This is a genomic window from Paenibacillus sp. SEL3, from assembly GCF_054602585.1.
On sequence record NZ_CM137725.1, the window covers coordinates 882,539 to 909,259 of the forward strand.

Here is a 26,721-nt window from a genome sequence, read left to right on the forward strand (position 1 = left end):
TCTTTTCTTAATCCAAACGACCACCGTAATACATTACATATCTATCTTGACTCACAGTTGTACTCATCTGCTGCTCGATAATCAAGGTGATTTAAGTTGATGTGCTTTACTTGGAAATACCCATCGCATCTAGAAAGGAGTCATGAACTCACTTGAGCGTATTATCAGATGGGATCGGATATGAAAGCCTACGCTTTTATGGTCCCTTTCAGCCACTACACATCAATCAGCTTCAAATAACACGTACCATTAACGATCATGCCTATTTACATATCAGTGGGTTGCTCTCCGAGGAACAGGGAGCAGCTTGTATTGATCAAAATATGGAGCAAGAGCCTATTGTGATTCGTCAGTTGAATGATCAGGTACAATCGCTGAGAAGATTGTACCATGGGATTGTTACACGTATATCCGTACATTGTGTGCGAGGCGTGTATACGTTTGAACTAGAGGCCGCTTCCCATTCGTACCAGATGGATATTAAGCGTAAAAGACGCTCTTATCAAGATATTCACCGCACCTATGATGATCTAGTCACTGCGCTGGTTCGAAAATATCAGTACGGAGATGCCATTGATACGGTAAGCGACCATGCCAAACTGGAGACGTTTGTTTTACAATATGAGGAGACCGATTGGGCGTTTTTAAAACGTCTCGCTTCTCGCTTTGGCTCCGTACTTGTGCCAGAGATAACCGCAGCTTCGCCCAAGGTTTTCTTCGGCATGCCAGAAGGCAAGCAGCATAAGGTAGAGCGGGATGTATTTTATCGAGTACGTAAAACGCTCCATGAGCTGGATGCGGAAAAGCCGGGAGAACGTGCTGGCTCGTATGTCACCTATATGATTGAAAGTCTGCAATACTATGCGCTGGGCGACCTTATCACATTACCCATTGGACAAGGCAAAGAACTGGTCGTGGTTCGAGCCGTGACCACACTAACGGATGGCTTACTGCGTACCCGTTATGATCTTCAAGCCGAACAGGATATCCGGTATGCCCGGTATGAAAACGACCCGGCCACCGGGATTTCGCTGACAGGAACGGTGCTCAAGGTACAGAAGGATTTTGTACAGCTTCAACTGGACACTGACCCGAAGCAAGATCCTGCCAAAGCCTGCTGGTTTCCCGTAGCCACCCGTTATGTCGCGGAAGAACACAGTGGCTGGTACGATATGCCTGAGAGCGGGGAACAGGTGGAACTGTATTTGCCTACCCACCGCGAACAGGATGCCTATGTCACGGATTCGCTCCGACAACAACGCCACGCGAATGGACAGCCAAATGTGAAGGTATGGCAACATGTGCAAGGTAGCGGCGTCGAAATGTCTGAGCAGGAGCTGACCCTATCCACCTCCGGTGAATTTTCCATTACACTGCATGAAGGTAGCGGAATTACCATTGACAGTCCGGGAAATGTGCAGATTCAGGGTGGTCATGTGAAGCTCGATGCTGGGAAGGAGCTTTCACTTGAAGCTGGAATGGCACTGTATTTAAAAGGCGGAGCCAGTAGCATGGTACTGGATGGTGAGACGGATACCAAGGCTCCGGTGATATATCAGGAAGGTACGGTGAAAGCTCCTGTTTTCGTGGCCGACCTCCCTCCTGTGCCTGAGCCGCCACTCATGAGCATCAAAGCCTATGAAGCAGCCCAGTCAGCAGCTAAGGATTCATCTAGCAGCCAAGCCTCTACCCCTAAAGCAAAAGTCACAAGTCCAGCAGAACTTAAACAGGCGAATGCATTGATGGGTACGGTGTCCAAGCTATTAGGCTCTATTCCAGTGATGGGAAAAGTGGCTGGCGTTGTTGCAGGAGCGCTAAGTGGACCTGCAGGAGGTGTGATTCTGAAAGCAACCGCAGCGATCCCTGTTCGGAGCAAAGGAACCCCTACCGTTGGAGGCAGTAAGGGGAACGGCATTCATCCTTTGAAACACTTGGCTGGTCTAGCATTACAAGGGTTAATTACTCAGTATGAACATGAGCAAGCGAGACATGCCTACTATAGCAAATGGATTCTGGGGAAAGTGTATACAAGCGCACGTCAAATAGTACATTCCGGCAGCCGATTAGAGCTGATCCAAAACTTGCTGACAACATCGAAAACCATGGTTCATGCCTATCAACAGGTACCTAAAAGTGTTAAAGATAGAATGCTGAGGGAATATAAAGAACAAGAAAAAGCTAGGGCTGAAGCTGCTCTTAAAGCAGAAAAAGAAGCTAGAGCTAAAGCCCTTAAAGCGAAAAAAGAAGCTGCGCCACCAGAGCTTACAGAAGAAGACTACAAAAAGATCTGGCAGGATTATCGAAGGAACATATATACCGAAGACCGTAGGCCCAAACTTAAACCGGGGAGTTATCGAGGAGAAGATGGTGTTGTACGTACTCGTGACGGTAAACCCGATGTCCAATACTATAGTGAATGGAAACATAATTATCCCGAAGATGATGATTTCTTCATGCAAACTAGGAAGCAAGGTATAACCGAAGAAGAAAAAAAGTGGATGTTCTATGCTATTTCCATAGAAAACCCTCTTATGGTTGGTGGTCGAGGGGGTATGGACAATACTAAAGAATTGAAGGGGATACTCTCAAAACTGGGTAGAGGGAAAGGGTTCTTTAATATTTCTTCTGGAGTAAGTGCAAAAGTAAGAGTCCAGGAATTATTAGCGAGACAACAAATAGAAGCTACAGAAAACGTAGCTTCCCAAAAAATTAACCAAACTCTTGAAACCAAAGGCTACAAGCCACAGCCAAATGAAAGGTTAACAACGAAAAACCAATATAAACAACAGGATCAACAGGCAAGGAAAACGCTACGAGAGACTGCCTCCAAGGCAGCTAGAGAAGAAAATAGTCAAATTCAAAAGAAGGTCATATATAATGTAACTAAGAGTACAAATGCAAGAAAAGCTTCAAATATAAAAGAATATTTAAAAAAGGAAAAAGAAATTGTTAAATCATCAATAACAGCAACTCCCGAGTTGGAGACTCATATAAAACATAGAGAGTTTGTGGATAAAAACGGAAAAGAGCACCCAAACAAAAAAGGAATCGTTGGTGCACACAATAGTGAGGAGTTTTATAAAAATGATGTAAAAGTAGTAAACGAGTATAACGTTTATGACGTGAATGGTAATGAAGTAAGGGGAGTTAAACAAGTAGAGTATAGCATGCCTGAATTAGATCCTAAAACAAGACAACCGATTGGTACTTATAACAAGAAGGTGCTAAAGAAAACTATTTATGATCCTAATGTTATATCTGATAAAAAATATATTGAGAGAGGTATCGAAGCTGCGAACAATGCTTTAACAAAGGAGACGTCAGGAACTTTACCTCGTGTTTGGATGGGAGTAGATTCAAAAGGAGTATCATGGGTCGGATATTATGAAGATGGAAGAATAACATCGTTATTCCCAACCACACCTTAGGAGGAATGAAAAATGAAAAATATTTTAAATTCTGAAGATTTGATTAGTATTGAACACTTGCCATTGGAAGGGCTGATGAATTTTTGCTACTTATCAAATTCATTTAAAGATGCAATGAAGTATTTAAGTAGGGAAGTAGGTTTTGGGACAGATTTCGGCGGTTTTACCTTTTGGAGTGATCTTGATGAAAGTGATAAAAGTTTATATCATGAAGAGTTCAATGGTATTGAAATCGAATACGGAGATGATTCGATAATTATTGCTTATGAAAATCTATATTATTATTTTAAATTAGCAGCAAAGAGATACATCGAAAAAAATCCGCAAGATGAACAAGAAATCGAAAAGTATCTTAAAGAAATGAGAAGTAATCTAAATGTAGAGCAGGAAAATTAATAAATAAATTTTACAAGAATTAACTATCAGTATTTATATTGTATAATACCATATGTATAAAGATTTCTCCATTTTGATAGTACGTACACTTTATACCCCAAATAACACAATAGCATTACATTGAACAGGTCGACTATGGTCAGATACCACCATGATTGACCTGTTTTTTTATCTTCGTTTTTCTCATAGTTTTTCAAAATCCTTCACAACTGTAGAGTACATCGCCCCAATAGGGAGAGTAGAAGGATAATACTGCAACATCCAAGCGATGTAGGCCAACCACTATAGTGCAAGGATTTGAATAGCTCTGCAACAATCAGAACAGCATCCGCATTAGACTTTACTGCTAAGTGCATATTTGCTGGAGTATAATATAAAAAACTTATTCCAATAGAGTTAGGGTTGAAGTTATCTAAACGTATAGAGAGATAGAAACTTTCCCTGATAAAATGCTACAACCATAATTTTAAGGAGGATATTTAATGTTTGAAGAAAAAGTTAGAGCAATCTTGGGGGCACGGGCATTACTTGATGATAACGATCCAAGAATAGAACAAAAATGGGATGAATTAATTAATTTACTGAGTGAAGATGAAAACACAACTTTAAATTTCTTGCAGATATGCAATAAAACAGAGATTTCATATTTAAGTGAGGTTTTTGAAGAAGTGGCGTATAATTTACAGAGTAAAAAGTATATTGATGTATTATATTCTTTAGATAAGAGATATCCAGACTTAGATTTAATAAGACATATTCACACCGCTGAGAGCTACATGGATTAACCAGCTAAAGCTCACAATACCAATTACATCAATAATTAATCCTTAACAAATTTCACTATATAATACCTACTTCAACTATCACTTCGTATTTTTACGCATACGACCGCAAAATTATTGTCACTTGAACAGTAGAAAGCTGTTACATAGAATAGGTCAATTAAGAAGAAAACCATCCATAATTGCCCTTCTTTTTCTACAGCACCTTTACTTTTAAACAGATAATCCCCGTCAGAATGAATATAGTAAAGACTAACCACCTTAAAAAATTTTATTTAGTGAACTCCTTGTTCTTCAAGCAAATAGTCTGAATTCAATTTTATACAAAAAACATTGCTTTAGACCCCTCCCTATTTAAACAAAACTCACGCAAAAAAGCCCCCCTAGCATTCATCGGACAAACTAAAAAGTTTGTTCCCATGTCTACACTAGGGGGTGCTCTTCTAACCAGGGGAATTTATTTTACCCCTTAACCGACCCGGCTGCGATCCCTTCCACAATCCGGTCACTCATAATAAGGAACACGAGCAATATGGGCAAAATGCTGATCATCAGCGTTGCTCCGATAGCTCCCCAGTCGGTCGTATATTGTCCAATAAAGTTTTGAACGCCGACGGTCAGTGTTTTGTTTTCGTCCGAACTAATAAACGTATTCACGAAAATAAACTCGTTCCAGTTGTAGATCATGTTAATAATAGACGTCGTTGCCATGACGGGGGTGGTCATGGGCAGCACAATCCGGAAGAACATTCGGTTGACGGAACATCCGTCCATAACGGCCGCTTCTTCCACTTCACGGGGCAGGGCGTAATAGAATCCCAGCAAGATCATCATCGTTGTCGGCAGATTAAAAGCAACATACGACAGGATGATAGAGAGTGAAGTGTCTGTTAAATGCAGTTTGAGAAACATACTGAACAACGGAATCAAGGTGGAATGGACTGGAATCATCAGTCCGACCATAAAGAGCCCGAGAACCAGCTGGCTTCCTTTCCACCGCATACGCGTAATGGCAAACGTTACAAAGCTGGCGAGCAGCACCGTTAACGCCACGGATATGACCGTAATCCACACACTATTGAAGAAATACCGCCCGATATTGCCGCTGGTCCACACATTCATATAGTTCTCCCAATGTGGCTGGGACGGGAGTGCAAACGGCGGAAGGTTAAACACTTCCTGATTATTTTTAAGTGAGAAAAGCATCAGCCACACCAGCGGTAAAAGCTGCGTCACCGCCAAGATGATTAAAATGATATACAAAGCGGCATAACCGACCCGAGTTAACATTTTGCCGCGGGTAGCGACTCCAAGCGGATAGTTGGCGGCTGCCTGGGTTTTCATATCCGTTCCTCCCTCTTCCTGTCCTTTGTTACCCTCATCTATTTGCATGACCGTATTATGAATACTGGATGGTGTCACTAGTAGCCGTAACCTTGCGGATCAGCCACGTAGCGATCAGACAGATGAGCAACAGGGCAAAGGCTGTAGCGCTGCCGTATCCAAAATCAAAGCTGCGGAATGCCTGGTGGTACATGTACGAAGCCATCACTTCACTGGCTCCATTCGGCCCACCATCCGTCATGACGTAGATGAGGTCAAAATATTTGAGCGAGCCGACAATCGACAATATGATCGTAACGTTAATCACCTCGCGCAACAGGGGCAATTTGATACGAGTCGCAATCTGCCAGGCACTGGCCCCGTCGATCCGGGCAGCCTCCATCAGCGTTTCGGGAATGTTTTTCAGCCCGGCATAATAGATCAGGATATAAAAGCCTGCATATTGCCAAATAATCGGGATGAACAAAGCAAACAGCACCAAGGACGGATTAGCTAACCATTCAGGCGGGTTGTGAACTCCGACCGACGCCAGTATGGAATTGAACACTCCGTTCGTTGGATGATACATTTTGAGCCACAGCTGTGCGATCGCTACAGATGACAACAGCATGGGAATCAGATAAATTTTCCGCAGCAGATTCGCTCCCTTGATTTTTCCTGACAAAATCATCGCAATGACCAGATAACCGATCAGACTGATGCCTGAAAACAAGGCCAGCAGCAGCGAATGCCAGGCACTTTGCCAGAATGCACTGTCTGTGAGCAAATGTTGATAATTGTCCAGCCCCACAAAAGTCATAGAGCCGATTCCATTCCACTGATTCAGGCCGTAATAGCCGGTCAGTACGATGGGCACATAGATCACGGCGAATAACAGCAGTAGAGAAGGCAATACATAGAGAGCAATGACAAGCTTATTGGACATGACCTTTTCCACGGTTGGACCTCCTTAGGTGGTCAATTTCAATTTCCTTTCTCGATGGCAGCCTTATGCTGGTCGGCAAATTGTTGCGGTGTCACCGCTTTACCAAACAACGCCTGAATCATATTCAAATGTACCTGTGCTGCATTCGGCTTCATCTGTACATCGGCGAACAACGTAATACTGCTGGCTTGATTCAGTCCGTTCAGCAAATCGACATACAGCTTGGGCAATTTTTCTTTGGAGGTGTCCACTTTCGTCGCCGGAATAACGCCCGCCTGTGTGACCGATTGTTCTCCCCATTTGACTACAAAGTATTCAACGAACGCTTTGGCCTCTTCTTTCACCTTGGAATTCTCAGAAACAAACAAACCTACTCCCGGACCTCCTACCCAACTGTTCTCGTTGCCCTTACCGCCTGCAACCATCGGAAATTTAAAGAAGCCAATTTGATCTTTAAATGCTTGCGGGATTGCGGGATTGGTCGTAAAATTCGGCAATTCCCAAGTAGCCATTAAATACATAGCCGCTTTGTTGTTCATAAATTCGGATTTTCCCTCATCATTGGACAAGCCGTTAAATCCTTTGTTAAAGGCATTCATATCCACAAGCGTCTGAACTTCGGAGGCCGCCTGAATTAAACCAGGGTCATCGAACGATCCTGAGCCGTCAATCGCTTTTTTCAGCGTTTCGTTACCTGCTATACGGTCCGCCAAATACATATACCAGAGCGAGCCGGTCCAGCGGTCTTTATTGCCCAATGCAATCGGTGCTACTCCATGATCCGTAAGTGTTTTCACAACCTGCTTAAATTCGTCAAATGTCGCAGGTACCTTCAAATTGTATTTTTGGAATATGGCTTTGTTGTAATAAATGGGTGTAATATTTAATTCAATCGGAAGCGCATACGTTTTGCCATTCAGCGCATAAGCTTCGGTCGTTCCCGGTACGAATTTGTCCTTCAGCTTGGAACCTTGCAGCAGGTCATCCATCGGCGTAAATAATCCACCTTTAACGTAAGGCTCCATAAAGCCTGCTGCCCAGGTGATGCCGATATCCGGCAATTCATTGGAAGCTGACAGCACTTTGAGTTTGTTTTTATATTGTTCATTTTCCAGCACTTCCTGCTGAATGACGACATTCGGATGATCCTTTTGGTATTGATCTATAATCTGAGTCACAAGCTTGCTCTGCTGTGCCGAACTTCCCTCGGGCCACAGGTGCATCATTTTGAGTGTAACCTTTCCCCCGTCTCCACTGGAACCGCCTTGACCATCTTTACCAACACCGCAACCGGATAACACCAGCATGAATGACAGCAGCAGGGTCAACCCAGCAAACCATTTTTGATGTGAGCGCTTACGTAAACCATACTCGTTGGACATCGTTAGACCTCCGTTTGTTGTATTTATATTTTTTTGTAACCGTTATCATTTGTAAGTTTAGCACTCTATTCCTGCTTTCAACAGGGTACGCTCATTGGGTATAATTCCACTTTTATTGGGTTTGATCTGCCTACTGTCAGTCGATATTCTCCGGCCCTGTACGCATCTGCTGCCTGTAGCGGCTGGGACTTATCCCCTCGGTCGCTTTGAATACTTTAATAAAATATTTATCTGTTCGGTAGCCTGATCGTTCGCCGATTTGGGCAATCGTCAATTGGGTATGCAGCAGTAGCTCCTTGGCCCGTTGCATCCGCAGCCGATGCAGATATTCGCTGAAGGACAAACCACTTTGCTCCTTGAATAAAACACTAAAATAGCTCGCATTCAGGTGTGAATGCGCGGCAGTCTGCGCCATCGTAATGGATTCGTGAAGATGCTCCGCCATAAAGGTGAAGGCACGTCGTACCGGATCACTAAGGGTAGCCGCCTGGAGATCAAGCTCTAGCAGAACAGGGTCAGCCAGCTTGTCCAGCTTCTCGTATCGCTGCCGCTCCTCTTCCAGCCGAAGCGCTTCATTGACCGCATTCAGCAGCTCTTGTTTATCAATCGGTTTGAGCAAATAATTGACGGCTCCCAGACGAAGAGCCTGCTGGACATAATCAAACTCCGCATAGCCTGAGATGACAATGGTCGCTGGTCGTCGTGAATCCCGTTCCAGAGAGCGGATTAAATCCAGCCCACTGAATTCCGGCAACCGGACATCCGTAATCAACAGATGAACCGTCTCTGCACGCAGTATATTTAGTGCTTCCAAACCATTACCGAATGTCACAATCCGGTATTTCCCGGCTGCCCATTGCTCCAGTGTCTGGTGTATCCCCTGACGTGTTCGCTGTTCATCGTCTACAATGACAATGGTTTTGGATGAAACACTCATTGCTACCGCCCTCCATATTCATCAGGAATTTCAAAAGCGACCACCGTTCCTTCCTGCTCAGCACTATGTATCAGCACACCGTCCGTTGGATAAGATGCGCTGTCATAATAGAGAGCGAGCCTGCGCTGCACATTAACCAGTCCCATACCGGTTCCCTTGCTCTCGCAGGCTGCTCCCCCCATCAACGCTGTACGCACAGCTGCAAGTTCCTCCAGTGTCATTCCAGGTCCGTTATCTATGACCGCGATCTTGGTCCACCCCTGTCTGGTCGAAGGAGTGACACTGATTTCAACGCGACCGTTGCCGATGCGATTTTCCACACCATGCAAAATGGCATTCTCTAGAATAGGCTGGATCAGCAGTTTAGGAAGCGGAATTCTGGCTGCCTCTGAAGGCATATGAATTTGCCAGCTCAGACGTTCACCCAGACGCATCTCCATCAGTTCCAGATAACGACGGATTTGCGCCATTTCTTCCCCGAGGGTCACCCAAGAGTCATGGTGAGCCGGTTCGATAACATAACGAAACAGCCGCGACATAGACACCATCAGCCCGGCAAGCTCCTCCTCTCCCTTCTCCTGTAGCGACCAGTTGAAAGCATCCAGCGTATTAAAAAGGAAATGCGGATTGATCTGCGCCTGCAGAGCTTTAAGCTCAGTCTGGCTTTGTAAAACCTCCTTTTCGTAAATGACATGGATCAATTCATTGATATCGACAATCATCGTATTGTACTCTGCGTTCAATTCTCGCAGCTCGACCGCTGCTGCCGGTTCTGGATTCAGAGCCAACGCCCCTTCCCGTGAACGACGCATCGCCTGAATCAAGTGACCTATCGGTCTTGTAATCAACGTAGACAACATAAAGGACATAAACAGGAAAAGCACGGCACCAAGAGACGCGGAAATGATAAGTGTAGTCCGTAAAACCGTAATTCCGTCTGTGACGACGCTAACCGGAATCAGGATCAGCAGCGACCAGCCCGTCCGCTCCGACTGCTGAACCGCCTTCACATATTCCCGCTCCCCAATATGAACCGTCTGTGTCTTGCTGTGCAGTACACCTGACAAATCCGTCTGGTTCATTGGTTCACCCGACAGCAGCTGGCCTTGACGATCTACAAGCAGCATGGTTTCATCCGCTTCTTCATTGACTGCTGACGCACCATTCAGTCCAAAATAACTTCGCTCCATACGGGTAATCAGGTACCCTCCGCGTGAGAACCAGCGATCCACCAAGCTGACCTGCCGAATTGCTAGCAGTGACCTGGGGTCCTCGGGATCAATGCCGATCCAGACCAGTCTTCCTTTCATCTGATTCGCCTCACGGATGTCTGCCTGTCCAATACGTTCCTCCAGACTGCCCTCTCTAATCGGAAACAACATCTTCCCTTCAGCAGTATACAGTTCCAGTGAGCCGACACTCGGCATATATGCCTGATAGCTATGCATCACTTGCAGTAGGGATTGACGCTGTCCAAAATTCACCTTGCCCCCGTTGCGCTCCTCCAGCAAAATATGCTGAACAGACGGGTGATTAGCGACCTGCTCCGTCAAACTGTCCATCTGGCCGATTAATGCATCCAGCCTACCGCTTGCTTGTACCGCAGTTTGACCAATATGTCGCTCGGCACTGTCTTTTAACAGGTGAGACACATTGAGATAAATGAACGCCCCCGCTACACTCATCATAATAAGCATCACCAGTATAAATCCGATAAAAATCTGATTACGTAATGTGTTTAATGGTTGGTACCTTAAACGCATATGCCATCTCCCCCTGAGCCATCGCAGAAAAGTAGATAATGAGAACGCTTTCTATTTTCTATTCTAGCGCATCATTCTCCTTTGTTGGCATATTTTCAGCAGAGATTATATCAAAATGGACAGCAATCTCTGGAATCATTATGTTCGACAATAACACGTAATAACGATACTTATTAAAAAAAATGACTCCCGACACATGCAGGAGCCATCTACTGACCAGTTAAACCGAAGCTTCTTTAAAATCACCCAAACTAAGGTACCGTCCAGGCTCCGAAGCTTGTATATAAAATAGGTATCCTATTGGAGGGCAGCCAAAATGCGGTCGCACAGCTCCATCGTTTTCACGTTGTCTCGTCCACTTGAATCAGGCGTCCGTCCTTCTTGGCAGCAGTTCATGAAATGAGCAATTTCACCGACAAAACCGCGCAAGTACAAATCACGGTACCCGCCCGACATCGCGGAAGCTGATGGTGTCAGAACCGTATCATTTTCCGCAAGGGATTTCCAAGGAAGCTCTGTATGACTCTCCGACTTGTGAATGATCAGTGTATTCACCTCATCCGCGTTCGCAAAACCGTGATCAAAAGTTACCGTAATCCCTTCACTCTCGCGTGTCCATGCTGTCATACCTGCGAAGTATAGACTGCCCACTACACCATTTTCAAATTTCAAGGCAATCGTATGGGAAATACACTCACCGTTATCGTTCGCAAATCCGGTAACCTGTACCACTTCCCCGAACAAATAACGTACCAGGTCGACCATATGAACCGCCGCCAGCTTCATGAAGTCTTCGCCAGTTTTACAAAACTGGGTACTGTCCACGAGAAATTTTGCCTGAAATGAGCGTGCGGCTCCAAGCGAGCCACCCTCAATCCATTCTTTTAACTTTATGTATACAGGTGCGTAGCGCTTCATGAAACCGACCATCAGCACGACGCCTGCTGCTTCTGCCGCATCTGCAATTTGGGCCGCTTCCTCGGCATTCCAACCCAGTGGCTTGTCTACAAAGACATGTTTTCCAGCCTTAATGCAGTCTAGTACGAGCGAAGGATGATCTGCCGCTTGTGCTATCACGACAACTCCATCACAGTCTTCCTGCTCCAGCATAGCCTTGTAATTGTCATAAGGTGTGCCACTACTTCCAAACCGCTGAAGTGCTTTCTTCGATCTGCTTAAATCTCTAGTCGCAATCGCCTGAATTTCAGCACCTGCCCCAATAACAGCAGGATATATATTCGTTGAAGCGTGAAAGCCAGCCCCGATAAAACACAGCTTCGCCTTGCTCATGTTAGTCCCTCCCATGTACACACTAAAATAATCCGATCCCATCGTACCCTATTGCCGAAGTATATATACAAAAAAACCTTAACAAAGATAATCCCTTATCCTTGTTAAGGCTCTGTCTGTATCACCTGCAACCATCCTTAAAATACATATAATTACAGGGTTCAGAAATTACCTTGTGGATAATGAAGCCCATTTTTGCTCCAGCCACTGGTCAAATTCAGCGCCCTTGTCGCCTTCATAGATGTCATAAATATCGACTCTCATCTTGTGCAGCTTCTCGCGAAAATCGTTGTAGGTATGGTCGGCTGGCAAGCTTTTTTTAATCCGCACCAGAATCTTCGTCAGGCCCTTAACAAGCTCACCCTCTTTGCGCACAGGCGGCTGTACATTCTCGCCCCATTCCTGAAGTCTGCGGTAAGCGGCTTCCTGAACGGCATATACCGTATCATGATTCAAACGATGTGTCAGCAAGTCAATCGTCTGCTGGTTCTTCCATGCACCCAGATCATTTACCGCAGCTAGGCGTGTTTTCCAATCGGAGGTTCGGTTTGCAGCTACTTTAAGCTGCTCATATACTTCTGCAAATTCCTGCTGAGTTTCGTTGTTTTCCAAAATTGTCTCATCCTTTTCTAAAAATCACTATATTACTGTTCATCACGATTGCCGTTTGTTAAATATAACATACTTGCCGGTCTTCTTCTAAAAAAGATAAAAATGAAATGATCGGACGTTACAGGAAATCTGCACGTGCTGGTGTAAATGCATCTAGCAGAATGCCGCCATCCTCCAGTGGGATACAGCCATGAAGAGTATCGGATGGAAAATGGATGCTGTCTCCTTCTTTGACGGTCTGCACTTCCTTGGTTTCGCCATCATCAATCATGAACTTAAAACTTCCCTTCACTACATAGGTGACTTGTTCATGGACATGCTTATGCAACAGGATTTCCCCTATTTGTGCTTTAGCAAACATCACTTTGACATACATAAGCTGGTCGCTGTGGGCTAGCACTTTCCGGGTGGTATTACTGTCAACGATATCAATTTGAATATCTTGGTCATTAAAAAACATGGATCATTCCTCCTCTTTTTAAGCACAATTGATTTAGATGAGTTATTTTGAAAAAATTCATAAATCGGTTTAGTTTAAAACCAGCGAAAAATAAGCCAAAGTACTCCAGAAAGGGTGGTAAAGTCGGGATCGGCGAACGTCACCCCTTCGGCACCCAAAAAAGAAAAGAGCGGCAAAGTGAGAGCTGGCAGTAGACAGAGTAAGAATCCATTAAGACAACTGGAAATAACAGCTCCTCTGAAACCACCGCTGGAATTGCCGAATATCGCGGCTGCACCACCAGCGAGGAAACAGGCCATGATTCCTGGCACAATGACAGGCAATCCGATAAACGGGAAAAGAAAGACGCAGGCAACGCCTGTGAAGAAGCTGACCAAGAAACCTACCAACGCGGAATTGGGTGATTTATCGAACAGTACTAGAACATCCACACCAGGGATGGCTCCAGGGGCGAACACTTGGGAGAAGCCTTTGAAAGCGGGTACAATTTCAGTTGTGAACAGCTTAACACCTGCTTTTGCGATATACAAGCCGGCTGCGAAAATAGCTGACTGTTCGAGGATGAAGACGATGTATTCTTTGCCATCCGATAATTTGCTGACATAGTCAGAACCAGCAACCAGTCCAGATACCAGTAAAAGCACAAGCATCGTCAAGGTCGTTGCAACATTGGGGTCGCGCAAAAAACTGATGCGGTCATTAATTTTTACATTTTCGGTGTCATTTTCACGGTTGCCGAACACTTTCCCTAAATAGGTGCCCAGAATGTAAGAGGTCATGGAAGCATGAGCAATCGTATAATCATCCGATTTAATAATGTTTTTGCTGGCATTTCGGAGTAGGTAAGGAAACACCGCCATATAGCTCCCAATGACCAATGAACCGACGATGATCGTAGTCAGCGAACTGAGACCTAGACCTTTCATAACGGCTGTAGCGGCAAAGCTCATAAACAAAATCAAGTGAAGAGACAAATAAATGTACTTGAACTTGGTCAGACGTGCAAGCACGATGTTAAGGATCATGGAAAAGAGCAGAATGAGCGCAGCATCCGCCCCGATCTGATCAATGGTCAGTGCCATAATGGCTTCATTGCTGGGTACGACACCTTTAAGGTTGAACGCATAAGAAAAAATTTGGCTGAAGTTAGTGAGAACGCCTCCTAAAATGCCGCCGCCGACCTTGATCATGGTGAAGCCCATGAAAGAAAGGGTAGTTCCCGTAATGATTTCTGATACTTTCTTCCTCTGGAATATAAGGCCGAGTAATGTCACAATCGCGATAATGATGGATGGCTCCCTGATAATGCTCATAAACATTTCCATAGTGATCTCCGACTTTCTTTTATTTATTTTCCATTCTTACTAAATCGATTTAGTAATACTCGAAAAAAATTTCCCTTCCGGGAATGTAAAAAGAAGAAGAATCATTTTTTTGTGAATTAAATCACAAATTACTCCATGCATTATTCGTTTGAGCTCTATTCCTCCCCTCTCTTCAATCACCATCATCACTAAATTCAGGACAACCATAAATGAAAGGGTATTCATGACTCGAATCATAAGATCATTATAACTCTTTATTTTCTTTTTACAATAGAATTCATAAAAACGTTTTCAAAAAGATGAAAAGGACTTATTCAAACATTCAGTTCAGCTTTAGGACCGATTCTCTGTGGTTGATGACCGGATTCATACGGATGATTTCTGACAGCTCCTCATGATCCTGTTCTTTTTGATCAATTTTCTCCAGCAGTAGCCTGGCACTTCTTTTCCCCATTTCAAAACTCGGCTGGGAAACGGTTGTGATCGGCGGATTATAAAAAGACGCAAAGGATACATCATCTATGCCAATCAAGGAAAAGTCATTAGGTATGGTCAGATGATTATTTTTTGCATAAATCAGCACCTGCTCCAAAATCATGTCATTCGTAGCAATAATTGCAGTGGGCGGATTCTCCATGTGAAATAGTTGTCCAATCAGATTAGGCATTTCATCCAACCTGCCGCTTTTGATATAGTTTTCATTCACGGGTATGTCATGTTTACCCAGCGTATTTCGGTAACCTGACAGTCGCTCACTTCGTGTGGTGATCGCTTTTTTGCCTAAGGGGAACGTGATAATCCCAATGTTGTTATGACCATGCTCAATGAGTGCTTCAACCGCAAGCTCGCTGGCCTTTTCATTATTCAGTAGCACCGTATCTACGCTGAGTTCATCGATTTTTCGGTCCACAAACACGAAGGGATAGCCATTCTTGGCAAGGGAAACATATAATTTCTTGTTCTCTTCCGTCGGGAAAATGATAAGTCCATCCACTTGCCGAGCAATCATCGACTGGACATACTTTTTCTCTTTGAGCGAATCATCATCGGTATTGCAGACAATGACCTGGACATTTTCCAGTTGGCATTCATCTTCAATGGCACGCACGACTTCTGTTGTAAATCTCGATAAAATGGTTGAAGAAATAACCCCCACAATGAAGGTCTTCTTCTGCTTGAGACTACGTGCCACCTCATTGGGTATATAACTGAGATCCTCAATCGCTTGCTCGATCTTCTTCTTGGTGTTTTCACTCATATAGTTGTATCTCTTTTGCAGAAACTGCGAAACTGTACTCTTCGACACCCCGGCACGTTCTGCCACTTCCTTCATCGTTGCTACCATAATTACCCTCCTTTCTTTTTTGCATGTCATGCGTGCTAATTTTCAAATATATATTCTGCAACCTGTATGTAAAGTGAATTTCACTTTATTATATACCTTCTTTTACAGCAGGAAAATATAATAAATAAAGAGTTAGAGCGTGCCTCTACCTCATATACAAGCGCGGCCAAAAATACGGGGTGGAAACTCCTTCACGAATCTTTTACAAGAGGAACTTTCCTACTTAGCTTGATAATCCGTTGTTATAAATCTATTGATTTCGAACGAAATCTTAGAAATATACGAATTTTATGAACTTGTTTGATGGAAGATTTGAACATAAAATAAAAATGTAATCGGTTACAAATTCTTTTAAATAAAGGAGGAAGCAGAATTATGAAGAAAAAAGGATTAAAAAAAACATTTTTCGTCATTGCCTCCCTCGTAATGGGCTTCACACTGTATGGCTATACACCCGTTTCTGCAGATGCAGCCAGTGTGAAAGGATATTATCACACCCAAGGAAACAAGATTGTAGACGAATCCGGGAAAGAAGCGGCATTTAACGGCCTGAACTGGTTCGGTCTGGAAACTCCTAATTACACCTTGCATGGACTGTGGAGTCGCTCAATGGACGACATGCTGGATCAGGTGAAGAAAGAAGGCTACAATCTGATTCGTCTGCCTTACAGCAATCAGTTATTCGATTCCAGTTCCCGTCCAGACAGTATTGATTATCACAAAAACCCTGATCTAGTCGGGTTAACTCCGATTCAAATTATGGACAAGCTGATCGAAAAAGCTGGACAACGCGGTATTCAGATTATCCTTGACCGTCACCGTCCAGGCTCAGGTGGGCAATCCGAGCTGTGGTACACATCCCAGTACCCTGAGTCTCGCTGGATTAGTGACTGGAAAATGTTGGCTGACCGTTATAAAAACAACCCCACCGTCATTGGTGCGGATTTGCACAACGAGCCACACGGTCAAGCAAGCTGGGGTACAGGCAATGCCTCCACAGACTGGCGTCTGGCGGCACAACGTGCAGGGAATGCGATTCTGTCCGTGAATCCGAATTGGCTGATTCTCGTAGAAGGTGTAGACCACAATGTACAAGGCAACAATAGCCAATACTGGTGGGGTGGCAACCTGACAGGTGTAGCCAACTATCCTGTCGTTCTGGACGTACCGAACCGTGTCGTATATTCTCCACACGATTACGGCCCCGGTGTGTCTTCGCAGCCATGGTTCAACGACCCGGCCTTCCCGTCCAACCTGCCAGCGATCTGGGATCAAACCTGGGGCTACATCAGCAAACAAAACATAGCTCCGGTGCTGGTTGGTGAATTCGGCGGCCGTAATGTTGATTTGTCCTCCCCTGAGGGGAAATGGCAAAATGCGCTTGTTGACTATATTGGTGCCAACAACCTGTACTTTACGTACTGGTCCCTGAATCCGAATAGCGGCGACACAGGCGGTCTGCTGCTGGATGACTGGACTACCTGGAATCGTCCGAAGCAAGATATGCTGGGTCGAATTATGAAGCCTGTTGTTTCCGTAGCCCAGCAAGCGGAAGCAGCAGCCGAATAGGCACAGGCCTTCAACTTCACTTAATTAAAAAAGCCGATTTTCCTCCTTCAGGCCAGATTATGCTGGGCTATGAAGATGTGGAGAAACGGCTTTTTTGTTCTTCCAGTTTTACACATTGTAAATTCCCCATTGAATGGGTCATTTTGTAAACTAAATCTCTCTTTCAACCGATAAATACATATGTTGGATTTTAATTTAGAAAGGAAGTATTCATGTGATTATTTGGAAGGGTTTTGGTATTTTAAATATTATTATTCCAGGGATTTTATTTGTTATTGTCGGTAGTTTAGTATCCGCTCTAGGGCTTGACTCCATAGATTCCCGGCTGCCAATGGCCTTTGTGTTCATTGTGTCGGGAGTTATTATCTGGTATTTGGGGAAAGCACTCAACTCCGACTCGGACAAAGTGCTAGTTGATATGGAAACGGGACAACGCTATCGAATGGGAACCCAGCACAGTCTGTTTTTTATCCCTATGCATTATTGGGGCCCTGCCGGTCTAGCGATCGGATTTATTTTAATCGTTGCATCGATATTTATTTAACGTTGATTGCAAACATAAGCTATTCCGAACACCGCAATGCGAGCTAGTTGCTCCCATTGCGGTCTTTTTCCTTCTCGCAGGTCGATTATGCTCAGATACCGCTATGGTTTACCTGTAGGCCAATGGGTTTGGGTCAGGGGAACACCTAGCTCATGTTTCGACCTAGCTGCTCCACCTTGCTCAGCCAATCGTTGCGCTGCTGATCCGATAACTTATTCATAAGATCAATGGTCGTAGAACGCACTGGTTTGACACCACATAGATGCAGCGTGGAATCCTTCATCATCCGATGCCCAGGCTGTCCCTGGAAAAATCGGTAGTACCAGTGCGGACCGTCCATCGTTGTAATGAGGCGAGCTGTTCTTCCTTTTAGAAGCTTGTCAGGCAAGGATTTTCCTTTTTGATACTTAAACGCAAACCCCGGCATAATGGTACGGTCAATGAAGCCTTTCATTAATGCAGGCAAGCTGCCCCACCAGATTGGAAAGACAAAAACAAGATGTTCTGCCCATTTAATCGACTCCTGTGCTTGGATCAAATCAGGTTCCAGCGGCAATTTATTACGATATCCACCTAATAGATTTGGGTTAAAATCCAACGCGGATAACTGCAACAAACGAACCTCTGCTCCTGCAGCCTTCGCTCCTTTTACATAGGATTGAGCCAACGCTTCTCCATAACTGCCAGCGACTGGATTCCCTTGAATCACCAATATTTTTTTAGACATATAAGCCACTTCCTATCTTCACATTATGATTTTAGTTAGAAAACACTAACTTTATATTTAAAAAGAAAAGGCCACTACTGACCTTTACTTAATAAAGCAGTTAAACGTTGTTTGACCTCTGCTGCAAATGGAACCAGCTGCTGTGGAAGTTCACCTTCCAGGCTGGATACGGACAAGCGTGTAATAGCTCCAATGATGAGCACACCGGATAGCTGAGCATCCTGCTTCGGCAGTTCACCTTGTTGAATCCCCTGTTCGATGAATTCAGTCAACGCCTCCAGCGGCTGACGCACATTCTGGCTCTGGCTTGCTTCAACATACAGCTCATGATGCTGTGATAGTAGAAGCAAACCATACTGGTCCTCATCATGCATATTCAGCACTTCATCCACCAGTTGATGGAAACGACTAACGAAGTTCCCACTCTGCTTGCGATAGAAGTCAATTAAGGTGGTGTAGCTATTGCAATACTGCCCAAATACTTCCAAGGCCATCGCATCTTTGCTCTTAAAATGCTTATAAATCGCGGCATCCGTCACACCGGCAGCCTCTCCAATTTCTTTGACTGAAATCCCGTCAATTCCTTTGGTTGCAAATAAGCACATCGCTGCCTGCAGAATATCTTTCTTTTTGCTGTCTATATGTGTTTTCTTGTTCATAAAATTATAGTAAGTGATAACTAACTAAAATGCAAATTATATTTTTATGCAGGCTCATTCTGTCTTCATACTTTCATTTGATATATATTGTATTAAACCTAAATACCATGTTTTTATAAGTGAATGATCATAAATACAATTAATGATACGTGTATCGCCACATTTTATTCATATAAAATAGATATGTAATCGAATAAAACGGGCGCTCGGGCAGGCGGGACTCATTATGCTTAAGGTGCATGCAGTCACCCAGCAGGGAAAAGACTCAGGCAGTCTTGGCATATGAGCGACGAGCACATTTCCCCGCTGCAAAAAGTCGTGCACGCCATCCATAACCAAAGCTCCAAGGCCGGTCTTCAGCTTTGGCATGTCGGACGCAAAGGCTCGTTGCCCCAAAAACAGCTGTATCTGCCTCTGGGTTGCCTCACCGCGAACAGTATCATCCACTGGCTCGCACACTAAATTGAACAATTTCCACAATAATAGGTGTGCCGAAGGAAATTGCCTCCCCTTCGTTAAGGCGAATCGTCAGCGATTCAGGTGTCAGTCTATACAATGTGCTTTCTTGTATCATTCCATTAATGTATAGATTGGCATAACTGTTGCTTCCGACATTAAACCGCTGAAAGGGCTCCTGTACACCATCTACAGAAAATTGATCCGCCATAATCGTGATTGAAGACTCAATTGTAGCAGGTGCAAAATAAAAATATCGCTCGGCTATGGGTATAATTTCAATATTTGAAATGTCAGCTGCCGGACCGGTTGGGCCTGTTATTCCTTGGGCTCCGGTTGGGCCCGCTATGCCCTGTGCTCCAGTAGGGCCGGGTGCACCTGTTGCACCTGAACTACCTTGGACGCCAGCCGGACCTGGCGCTCCCCGTGTTCCTGCTGGACCCTGTATTCCTGGTATTCCTTGGACTCCCGGTGTTCCCGCAGTTCCCGGTAAGCCTTGTGCTCCTGCTAAACCCGGAACACCCGGCTTTCCCGTCTTGCCCATTCTCCGCCTCCGCTTGGTAGGAGTATTTCTACATCTCCGTTGCATGATTAGCTTTGGATGCTTTTTGGTATGGAACCCCGTTTTTGTTCTACCTTTGAGTGAATAACTTGTTTTACACTTTTTACGTTTGTTGATCTTGCAATGTACGGTTCTTTTTCCTTGCCTTCTTAGTGATGAATCGCGTCTCCTCATACCAGTCGTATACACCTCCTTCTCACATGCTTATTTATGTATTGTATGCATATCCCTCTTTAGGGTTTTAGGCATTTGTAGGATGCCGATTCCAAGTATTCGCTTCCATCTGTATTTGTAGCAAAATAGGCCTTCTCCATTCACCCTATTATTAATAGAAAGGTTAATATGCCGTTTCCGAATAGGTTGAGAAATCATTTATTGATTAAGAGCCACCGAATGGCTCATACCAGTAAAGAAAGGAGATGAAAACTATGCCCATCATAAAACCTGTGTACACAGCAGTAGCTACTGCTCCCGTAGCAACTGGTGGTGCCATAAGCACGACTGTAACCCCAGCCGTGACTCGTTTTTTTGCAACAATTACAGCCGGGATGATCGGAGCAACAACAACAACTATTCCTGCTGCAAGCTTCGTAGATGACGCCGACGCTCCAGTAGTTGCTTTACCAACATTAACGGCTACTGATTCTGCTAATTATTATATTAATGGAGTTATTCAGCAGAGTTCCTTATTCACCCTGACCACGGCAAGTCTGGTCATTGCCTCTGTAGATATTACACCAGGTGTCCCCGCTGTCATAGAAATATCTGATTTTAGCGGCACAACCTCCACCATATCAACTCAGCCCACCATCTCTGCCCCTACCGTAACAATTATCACTTAAGACGTTTCATCCTTTTGATTCAAGATGGACTGAACGGTCATTCACACTGTACATTACCCCGTATAAGCTAGAAAAGACCGATTCAGATGTCGATATCTGAATCGGTCTTTTAAGCTCAAGATGAATATACAATCGTTTTCAAATGACTGGGTACTGTATGATTAAGGCAAAATAGCAAAGGAGCGCACTGGAAATCCGGGGGAATCTTGAATGCTCGGAACGATATTATATATGACCGCGCCCGTCGGGGGCAACTTGTCCAAATTTGTCAGCATCTCAACTTGATACCGATCCTGCTCCAATATGTAATATTCCCCTACCAGCTTGCCAGCTTTGCGATAAGCTACAGAAGAATCCGTATCTAGCGTTTCATGTCCAATGGCAGCCACATTCCGTTCTTCTACCAAAAAGCGTAGCGCCTCTAGCGACCAGCCCGGACAGTGTGCATCTCCGGCGTCATCCTTGTTCGAGAAGGCATCTGAATCAGGCCAACGTTTGCTCCAATCACTGCGAAAAGCGACAAAGGACTGATCAGCAATGCGTCCATGCTCTTTCTCAAAGTCCAAAATATCCGCAACCGTAAGTTCATAGTCAGAATTAGCTGCAACGGCTGCTGAACGGTCAATGACAACGAGCGGCAAAACCAGCTCCTTCAATGAAAGCTCATGCAAGTAACGTTTGCCCTTCACAAAATGAACGGGTGCGTCAATGTGAGTCCCATACTGACCTGGAAAGCAGTATTGTTTTACAAAAAAGCCATCGTCGTGGGTAAACAGGGTATCCACCTGAACATTATCGAATACTGGAAAATGAGGGATTTCAGGATAAAAAGCGTGGGACAAATCTACCCACTCTTTTTGCTTCAACAACTTCAAGATATCTGCTAAATGCTCTGCCATGATGCCCATTCCTCCTCAGCTTTATTACAAGCCATTTTACCTGAGGATTCTGCAAAAATCTATAAATCGACCTTCCAGAATGTATAGATTGAAATCGTTAACATTTTGAGAAAAAACACAAAAACAATTCCATATATTCATATATACATTTCCTATTCCGTGTGATTGTTAACGTTTTCATTATTACATATACGTCTTGATTGGAAAAAGTAGGGGTCTATTGAATTATATAAAAAATTCGACAAAAATTTTAGTATGTAACTTTTATTATATTAACAAATACTGGAACACGAAGTATGATAGAAAATGTAGAAACCACAGGAGCACCCGGGACTCCCTTCGTTTGTCTACTCTATTCATCCAATATACGGAGGTATTTTATGAAAAAGAGATTTTCACTCGGAATTGCAGCAGCTCTGCTATTCACTACCCTGTCCCCTCTTGGTTCACCTGCTCATGCAGCCAGCGATATTGGTAAAGAAACGCTTGGTAACAAAAACGGTTGGGCAGCCTTTTCTACAGGCACAACAGGCGGAGCTGCAGCCTCTTCTTCTAATATTTTCACCGTAACGAATCGCAAGCAATTAGTCGATGCTTTGGGCAAAAACAGCAATAGTACGCCTAAAATCATTTATGTCAAAGGCACGATCAACGCCAACGTCGATGACAATAACAAGCCGTTGGGATTGAACGATTACAAGGACTCTAAATATGATTTTGACGCCTACCTCAAAGCTTATGACCCATCCACTTGGGGTAAAAAGGCTCCGTCCGGCACATTGGAAAAGGCACGTGAGGCTTCACAAAAAAATCAGGCCAGTCGTGTCGTCATTGAGATTCCTTCTAATACAACGATTGTCGGTCAGGGTAGCAATGCCGTCATTAACGGCGCGAACCTTCAACTAAAAAAAGGGACAGATAATGTCATTATCCGTAATATTGAGTTCCAGGATGCCTACGATTATTTTCCTCAATGGGACCCAACGGACGGCAGCACAGGCAATTGGAATTCGGAATATGACAGCATTACAATTAACGGCGCCACACATGTATGGGTAGACCACAATACCTTCAATGATGGATCTCACCCAGATAGCCAAAACGGCTCCTTTTACGGTCAAGAATACCAGCATCATGATGGGCTTCTCGATGTGATTAACCAGGGCGATCTGGTTACGGTTTCTTACAATCATTTTTACGATCATGATAAATCATCGATTATTGGCAACAGCGACAGTAAAACAGCAGATGAAGGGACTTTACGTGTAACCCTGCATCACAATTATTATGAAAACACGGTACAACGCACACCACGCGTGCGGTATGGACAAGTCCATCTGTACAACAATTACTATACAGGTGATGTAAAACGCTCCGAATATCCTTCACTGTATATATGGGGCGCAGGTAAATCCTCCAAAATCTTCGCCGAAAACAATGTCATCGACGTTGCGGGATTATCCGCTACCAAAATTGTGACTGTTTTTGGAGGAACTGCCTTGTCAGACACCGGCACACTTCTGAATGGACAAGCTGTAAATGCAGGTTCCAGCGCGGGGCTTAGCTCCTCTGTAGGCTGGAAACCATCGCTAAACGATAAAATTTCCCCATCCGCCAGTGTGAAGGCAGAAGTCACTTCCCAAGCTGGTTCCGGTAAACTGTAAACACTGCCCATTAACACAAATAACCGCAGACGCATACAACCTGCGATTTTACACCAAAAAGGCTGTTTCCTCCGTAGAATGATTCCACACGGAGAGAACAGCCCTTTTTTTATTTTTCATTTGTTTAATTACAAATTATAGCGCACATTAACTACCGTATTGTTCTACCAAAACCGGCTTTTCAAATGCGTTATCCAGCTTGCGAAGCTTAGCCTTTACCGCATCTGGTGGCTCAACCGCTGGCGCATCTGGATGCAGCAACCATGATTTCACAAAGTGCGTATCGGATAATTGAAAGAGTGGAGGCTCTTTCTCAAAGTCAATTTTCATAGCATAAGAACTGCGGGCTGCAAAAGCATCCCCTACAGGTGGGTGAAGCAGATCCGGAGGTGTTCCCGGGATAGCTGCCAGCTTCTGACCATGGCTGTCCAAACTTGGCATAGAGGCGAGAAGGCCCCATGTATATGGATGTTTCGGGTTGTAGAAAATTTCATTAACCGTACCTGTTTCCACGATTTGTCCTGCGTACATAACAGCAACGCGATCAGCCATCTTCGCCACAACACCGAGGTCATGAGTAATAAAGATGATGGAAGTATCAATCTTTTTCTGAAGATCTTTCATCAGTTCCAAAATTTGAGCTTGAATCGTTACGTCCAACGCAGTCGTCGGCTCATCGGCAATCAGAAGTTTCGGATTAGCAGCCAATGCCATCGCAATGACGACACGTTGACGCATACCGCCACTAAATTCATGCGGATATTGGTTAAAACGCTGTTCTGGATGTGGAATACCTACTAGATTCAGCAACTCAATACCCCGCTTGCGAGCAGCATCCTTGGATATTTTTTCATGCTTGAAAAGCACTTCCGTAATCTGCTTGCCCACTTTCATCGTCGGGTTAAGCGAAGTCATTGGGTCCTGAGAAATCAGGCCAATTTCCTTACCACGAATTTTTTGCATCTGCTTTTCCGTTTTATTAATCAGCTCTTGTCCGTCAAACATAATTTGACCCTTTTGATAAATGCCCGGAGGGGTCGGAATCAACTTCATAACAGCTTGTGAGGTTACGCTTTTACCTGAGCCGGATTCGCCCACAATCGCCAGCGTCTCTCCTTTATTGACATGAAAGTTTACGCCACGAATGGCCTGCACTAGTCCCTGGCGGGTCTTGAAAGATATCGTTAAGTCCTTCACTTCCAAAAGGCGGTTCATCTCATCACTCTTTCATTTATTATTCATCACTATTATTGACCACTATCTAAAAAAACGACGTCCATGAGTCAAGGTATATACGATTAATTTTACTCAGTTTAGTACCTACCAGTCAAGCTATATCTCAAATATCACCGAAAAACTTCCATTCGATGTTAGATAAATGAAATGTTTCTCCGAAAAAACGATCATTTTTAACCATTTTTGTACTCATTTATAACATGCGCTGGATATAGCTGAAGCGTGCTCCACCCAATGGCGAACGTGTGCAGAGTAGTTCTCCATTCAACCGGGTAGCAATTTGACGACAAATAGCCAATCCAAGACCTGTGACACCATTCGAGCCCGCATAGAATCTTCCGAACACCTCGGTTGCCTCTTGTTCGGTCAGCCCTTCCCCATCATCATCCACATGCATAACCCATACAACCTCCGGTGTTGTCCCTGTCTCCAAATGAATGACAACCTCCGCAGAGGTATGCCGAACTGCATTTTGCAGCAAATTCAATATCATGCGGAACAATTGCTCGGCCGGAACGGCCACATGCAGACCCTCTCCCTCCACTCGGAGCGAGATAGAACGTTCAGCAGCCACCGGCATCAATAGATGAACAGCATCCTCCGCCATGCTTCTAAGATCAACCAGAGAGACAGGCCACTCTTCATTCAGCGCCTCCAGCCTCGATAGCTGCAGCAGCTTTTCCACCATGTCAATTAACCGCTGGGACTGCACTTTGATGATACTCAGTCCCTCGTCCTGGGATACCACTTGATCCTGTATGGCATATACATAGCCTTGAATCGACATTAACGGTGTCCTTAGCTCGTGAGATACATTTTGTAGAAATTCAATTTGACCGTGATGGTGCTGCTGAATACGGGCGGACATGGAATGAAAGGTGCCGATCAGCTCGCCAATCTCACTTTTATCCGCCTGTGGAAAATCACTATCCTGCGGCTGATTCGGCTCATAGTTGCCAACCGCCTCTTTCAATCGTTTGAGCGGACGCACCAGACGCGAGACCACCATCAGACCAATGACGAGAATCACTAAAAAACCCGCGATGATAGACAGTAATGTGGTTCTCATTAACGGTACATACAGGGCTCTCAAAGAAGATAAGGGTGAGTATACAAAAATACGAAAAGGTTGTCCGGGCAATTCCTCATTCGTAAACAGTACCTTTTTACCTTGAAGCACAGCCACCCCTTCATGTGTAGCGGTCAGATCCTGGGCAGACGGATGAACCGATGCAAAAAATCCCTGGCGGATCAAAAGCAAATGTTCGATCTTTTTGCCTTCCATTCCAGAGACGCTTGAGTCGATGATGTGGTTATCCGTGCTTAAAATAAAGTAATCGGTAGATAAAAGCACGCCCTTGATAACATAGTTAAATTCAGCATTATCCAGTCGATCAAAGCCTCCATCACTCATAATATGGACGGCTTTGCGTGCCTGCTCATGAAGTTTGGATTTGGCTTGATTCACTAGAATGTCGTCGATAAGCCTAACGAATAAAACCACCGTAATACAGACGGTAATAAGCATGGCGATGGACAGGGAAAGCAGTATTTTAGCTCTCATCGTACGCATG

24 protein-coding genes are annotated in these 26,721 nt (G+C 44.4%); 8 read left to right on the forward strand and 16 right to left on the reverse strand.

What is annotated here, in order from left to right; translation table 11 throughout:
- The first annotated feature begins 152 nt into the window (after window positions 1-152).
- The 3 genes from ACYCS5_RS04280 to ACYCS5_RS04290 all read left to right on the forward strand — a co-directional run bounded on the left by ACYCS5_RS04280 (window position 153) and on the right by ACYCS5_RS04290 (window position 4,609).
- A complete protein-coding gene (locus ACYCS5_RS04280) occupies window positions 153-3,428 on the forward strand; it encodes a CdiA family toxin C-terminal domain-containing protein (RefSeq protein WP_459760876.1) in 3,276 nt (1,091 codons plus the stop codon).
- A 12-nt stretch (window positions 3,429-3,440) separates the two neighbouring features.
- Complete coding sequence (cdiI, locus tag ACYCS5_RS04285; RefSeq protein WP_340886143.1) at window positions 3,441-3,824, forward strand: ribonuclease toxin immunity protein CdiI; 384 nt, start codon at window positions 3,441-3,443, stop codon at window positions 3,822-3,824.
- A gap of 482 nt (window positions 3,825-4,306) precedes the next feature.
- Window positions 4,307-4,609, forward strand: coding sequence for a hypothetical protein (locus ACYCS5_RS04290; protein WP_340886145.1), 303 nt, complete (start codon window positions 4,307-4,309; stop codon window positions 4,607-4,609).
- A 459-nt stretch (window positions 4,610-5,068) separates the two neighbouring features.
- On the opposite strand, the gene ACYCS5_RS04295 is transcribed toward ACYCS5_RS04290, so the two are convergent.
- The 10 genes from ACYCS5_RS04295 to ACYCS5_RS04340 form a co-directional block, all read right to left on the reverse strand.
- Window positions 5,069-5,950, reverse strand: coding sequence for a carbohydrate ABC transporter permease (locus tag ACYCS5_RS04295; protein ID WP_013311404.1), 882 nt, complete (start codon window positions 5,948-5,950; stop codon window positions 5,069-5,071).
- A gap of 55 nt (window positions 5,951-6,005) precedes the next feature.
- Complete coding sequence (locus tag ACYCS5_RS04300) at window positions 6,006-6,887, reverse strand: carbohydrate ABC transporter permease (protein WP_039273005.1); 882 nt, start codon at window positions 6,885-6,887, stop codon at window positions 6,006-6,008.
- 26 nt (window positions 6,888-6,913) lie between these two features.
- On the reverse strand, window positions 6,914-8,257 hold the full coding sequence (locus ACYCS5_RS04305) for an extracellular solute-binding protein (RefSeq protein ID WP_165149579.1): 1,344 nt from the start codon (window positions 8,255-8,257) through the stop codon (window positions 6,914-6,916).
- 136 nt (window positions 8,258-8,393) lie between these two features.
- On the reverse strand, window positions 8,394-9,194 hold the full coding sequence (locus ACYCS5_RS04310) for a response regulator transcription factor (protein WP_165149581.1): 801 nt from the start codon (window positions 9,192-9,194) through the stop codon (window positions 8,394-8,396).
- Window positions 9,195-9,196: 2 nt separating this feature from the next.
- On the reverse strand, window positions 9,197-10,957 hold the full coding sequence (locus ACYCS5_RS04315; RefSeq protein ID WP_165149583.1) for a cache domain-containing sensor histidine kinase: 1,761 nt from the start codon (window positions 10,955-10,957) through the stop codon (window positions 9,197-9,199).
- 297 nt (window positions 10,958-11,254) lie between these two features.
- On the reverse strand, window positions 11,255-12,247 hold the full coding sequence (locus ACYCS5_RS04320; protein ID WP_165149585.1) for a Gfo/Idh/MocA family protein: 993 nt from the start codon (window positions 12,245-12,247) through the stop codon (window positions 11,255-11,257).
- Between the two features lie 168 nt (window positions 12,248-12,415).
- Complete coding sequence (locus tag ACYCS5_RS04325) at window positions 12,416-12,859, reverse strand: HEAT repeat domain-containing protein (protein WP_029515623.1); 444 nt, start codon at window positions 12,857-12,859, stop codon at window positions 12,416-12,418.
- Window positions 12,860-12,977: 118 nt separating this feature from the next.
- On the reverse strand, window positions 12,978-13,319 hold the full coding sequence (locus ACYCS5_RS04330; RefSeq protein WP_165149587.1) for a cupin domain-containing protein: 342 nt from the start codon (window positions 13,317-13,319) through the stop codon (window positions 12,978-12,980).
- A 74-nt stretch (window positions 13,320-13,393) separates the two neighbouring features.
- Window positions 13,394-14,632 (reverse strand): PTS ascorbate transporter subunit IIC, encoded by a 1,239-nt coding sequence (locus ACYCS5_RS04335; protein ID WP_272638717.1) that lies wholly within the window; start codon window positions 14,630-14,632, stop codon window positions 13,394-13,396.
- Between the two features lie 334 nt (window positions 14,633-14,966).
- Window positions 14,967-15,989 carry a substrate-binding domain-containing protein gene (locus ACYCS5_RS04340; protein WP_165149589.1) on the reverse strand — a complete coding sequence of 341 codons (1,023 nt, stop codon included), beginning with the start codon at window positions 15,987-15,989 and terminating at the stop codon, window positions 14,967-14,969.
- A 375-nt stretch (window positions 15,990-16,364) separates the two neighbouring features.
- Here ACYCS5_RS04340 and ACYCS5_RS04345 point away from each other — a divergent pair, with 375 nt between their 5' ends.
- Window positions 16,365-17,558: a glycoside hydrolase family 5 protein gene (locus ACYCS5_RS04345; protein ID WP_165149591.1), complete on the forward strand. Its 1,194-nt coding sequence runs from the start codon at window positions 16,365-16,367 to the stop codon at window positions 17,556-17,558.
- Between the two features lie 214 nt (window positions 17,559-17,772).
- A complete protein-coding gene (locus ACYCS5_RS04350) occupies window positions 17,773-18,102 on the forward strand; it encodes a hypothetical protein (protein WP_029515629.1) in 330 nt (109 codons plus the stop codon).
- 145 nt (window positions 18,103-18,247) lie between these two features.
- Here the strand turns inward: ACYCS5_RS04350 and ACYCS5_RS04355 are convergent, their stop codons facing one another.
- Window positions 18,248-18,829: an NAD(P)H-dependent oxidoreductase gene (locus tag ACYCS5_RS04355; protein WP_165149593.1), complete on the reverse strand. Its 582-nt coding sequence runs from the start codon at window positions 18,827-18,829 to the stop codon at window positions 18,248-18,250.
- Window positions 18,830-18,903: 74 nt separating this feature from the next.
- A complete protein-coding gene (locus tag ACYCS5_RS04360; protein ID WP_165149595.1) occupies window positions 18,904-19,488 on the reverse strand; it encodes a TetR/AcrR family transcriptional regulator in 585 nt (194 codons plus the stop codon).
- A 282-nt stretch (window positions 19,489-19,770) separates the two neighbouring features.
- Between ACYCS5_RS04360 and ACYCS5_RS04365 the strand changes: the two genes are divergently transcribed.
- Window positions 19,771-19,950, forward strand: coding sequence for an oxidoreductase (locus ACYCS5_RS04365; RefSeq protein WP_238437886.1), 180 nt, complete (start codon window positions 19,771-19,773; stop codon window positions 19,948-19,950).
- Here the strand turns inward: ACYCS5_RS04365 and ACYCS5_RS04370 are convergent.
- Window positions 19,928-20,488 (reverse strand): DUF4183 domain-containing protein, encoded by a 561-nt coding sequence (locus ACYCS5_RS04370; protein WP_459760877.1) that lies wholly within the window; start codon window positions 20,486-20,488, stop codon window positions 19,928-19,930. The two genes, ACYCS5_RS04365 and ACYCS5_RS04370, sit on opposite strands and share 23 nt — an antisense overlap.
- Before the next feature lie 446 nt (window positions 20,489-20,934).
- On the opposite strand from ACYCS5_RS04370, the gene ACYCS5_RS04375 reads away from it, so the two are divergent.
- The gene (locus ACYCS5_RS04375; RefSeq protein ID WP_013311418.1) at window positions 20,935-21,348 is read left to right on the forward strand and encodes a DUF4183 domain-containing protein; all 414 of its coding nucleotides are present in this window, start codon (window positions 20,935-20,937) and stop codon (window positions 21,346-21,348) included.
- A gap of 161 nt (window positions 21,349-21,509) precedes the next feature.
- Here ACYCS5_RS04375 and ACYCS5_RS04380 read toward each other — a convergent pair whose 3' ends face one another.
- Complete coding sequence (locus ACYCS5_RS04380; RefSeq protein WP_029515633.1) at window positions 21,510-22,247, reverse strand: cyclase family protein; 738 nt, start codon at window positions 22,245-22,247, stop codon at window positions 21,510-21,512.
- A gap of 380 nt (window positions 22,248-22,627) precedes the next feature.
- Here ACYCS5_RS04380 and ACYCS5_RS04385 point away from each other — a divergent pair, with 380 nt between their 5' ends.
- Window positions 22,628-23,911 (forward strand): pectate lyase family protein, encoded by a 1,284-nt coding sequence (locus ACYCS5_RS04385; protein WP_459760878.1) that lies wholly within the window; start codon window positions 22,628-22,630, stop codon window positions 23,909-23,911.
- A gap of 147 nt (window positions 23,912-24,058) precedes the next feature.
- Here the strand turns inward: ACYCS5_RS04385 and ACYCS5_RS04390 are convergent, their stop codons facing one another.
- Complete coding sequence (locus ACYCS5_RS04390; protein WP_029515635.1) at window positions 24,059-25,126, reverse strand: ABC transporter ATP-binding protein; 1,068 nt, start codon at window positions 25,124-25,126, stop codon at window positions 24,059-24,061.
- Between the two features lie 214 nt (window positions 25,127-25,340).
- A complete protein-coding gene (locus ACYCS5_RS04395) occupies window positions 25,341-26,720 on the reverse strand; it encodes a HAMP domain-containing sensor histidine kinase (protein WP_340932890.1) in 1,380 nt (459 codons plus the stop codon).
- Window position 26,721: the final 1 nt, after the last annotated feature.

What these genes read in the sequence shown, in the direction of transcription:
- cdiI (WP_340886143.1), top strand. Translation starts at nt 3,441, where the DNA reads ATGAAAAATATTTTAAATTCTGAAGATTTGATTAGTATTGAACACTTG.
- ACYCS5_RS04290 (WP_340886145.1), top strand. Translation starts at nt 4,307, where the DNA reads ATGTTTGAAGAAAAAGTTAGAGCAATCTTGGGGGCACGGGCATTACTT.
- ACYCS5_RS04295 (WP_013311404.1), bottom strand. Translation starts at nt 5,950, where the DNA reads ATGAAAACCCAGGCAGCCGCCAACTATCCGCTTGGAGTCGCTACCCGC.
- ACYCS5_RS04305 (WP_165149579.1), bottom strand. Translation starts at nt 8,257, where the DNA reads ATGTCCAACGAGTATGGTTTACGTAAGCGCTCACATCAAAAATGGTTT.
- ACYCS5_RS04310 (WP_165149581.1), bottom strand. Translation starts at nt 9,194, where the DNA reads ATGAGTGTTTCATCCAAAACCATTGTCATTGTAGACGATGAACAGCGA.
- ACYCS5_RS04315 (WP_165149583.1), bottom strand. Translation starts at nt 10,957, where the DNA reads ATGCGTTTAAGGTACCAACCATTAAACACATTACGTAATCAGATTTTT.
- ACYCS5_RS04320 (WP_165149585.1), bottom strand. Translation starts at nt 12,247, where the DNA reads ATGAGCAAGGCGAAGCTGTGTTTTATCGGGGCTGGCTTTCACGCTTCA.
- ACYCS5_RS04330 (WP_165149587.1), bottom strand. Translation starts at nt 13,319, where the DNA reads ATGTTTTTTAATGACCAAGATATTCAAATTGATATCGTTGACAGTAAT.
- ACYCS5_RS04335 (WP_272638717.1), bottom strand. Translation starts at nt 14,632, where the DNA reads ATGAGCATTATCAGGGAGCCATCCATCATTATCGCGATTGTGACATTA.
- ACYCS5_RS04340 (WP_165149589.1), bottom strand. Translation starts at nt 15,989, where the DNA reads ATGGTAGCAACGATGAAGGAAGTGGCAGAACGTGCCGGGGTGTCGAAG.
- ACYCS5_RS04345 (WP_165149591.1), top strand. Translation starts at nt 16,365, where the DNA reads ATGAAGAAAAAAGGATTAAAAAAAACATTTTTCGTCATTGCCTCCCTC.
- ACYCS5_RS04355 (WP_165149593.1), bottom strand. Translation starts at nt 18,829, where the DNA reads ATGTCTAAAAAAATATTGGTGATTCAAGGGAATCCAGTCGCTGGCAGT.
- ACYCS5_RS04360 (WP_165149595.1), bottom strand. Translation starts at nt 19,488, where the DNA reads ATGAACAAGAAAACACATATAGACAGCAAAAAGAAAGATATTCTGCAG.
- ACYCS5_RS04365 (WP_238437886.1), top strand. Translation starts at nt 19,771, where the DNA reads ATGAGCGACGAGCACATTTCCCCGCTGCAAAAAGTCGTGCACGCCATC.
- ACYCS5_RS04370 (WP_459760877.1), bottom strand. Translation starts at nt 20,488, where the DNA reads ATGGGCAAGACGGGAAAGCCGGGTGTTCCGGGTTTAGCAGGAGCACAA.
- ACYCS5_RS04375 (WP_013311418.1), top strand. Translation starts at nt 20,935, where the DNA reads ATGCCCATCATAAAACCTGTGTACACAGCAGTAGCTACTGCTCCCGTA.
- ACYCS5_RS04380 (WP_029515633.1), bottom strand. Translation starts at nt 22,247, where the DNA reads ATGGCAGAGCATTTAGCAGATATCTTGAAGTTGTTGAAGCAAAAAGAG.
- ACYCS5_RS04385 (WP_459760878.1), top strand. Translation starts at nt 22,628, where the DNA reads ATGAAAAAGAGATTTTCACTCGGAATTGCAGCAGCTCTGCTATTCACT.
- ACYCS5_RS04390 (WP_029515635.1), bottom strand. Translation starts at nt 25,126, where the DNA reads ATGAACCGCCTTTTGGAAGTGAAGGACTTAACGATATCTTTCAAGACC.
- ACYCS5_RS04395 (WP_340932890.1), bottom strand. Translation starts at nt 26,720, where the DNA reads ATGCGTACGATGAGAGCTAAAATACTGCTTTCCCTGTCCATCGCCATG.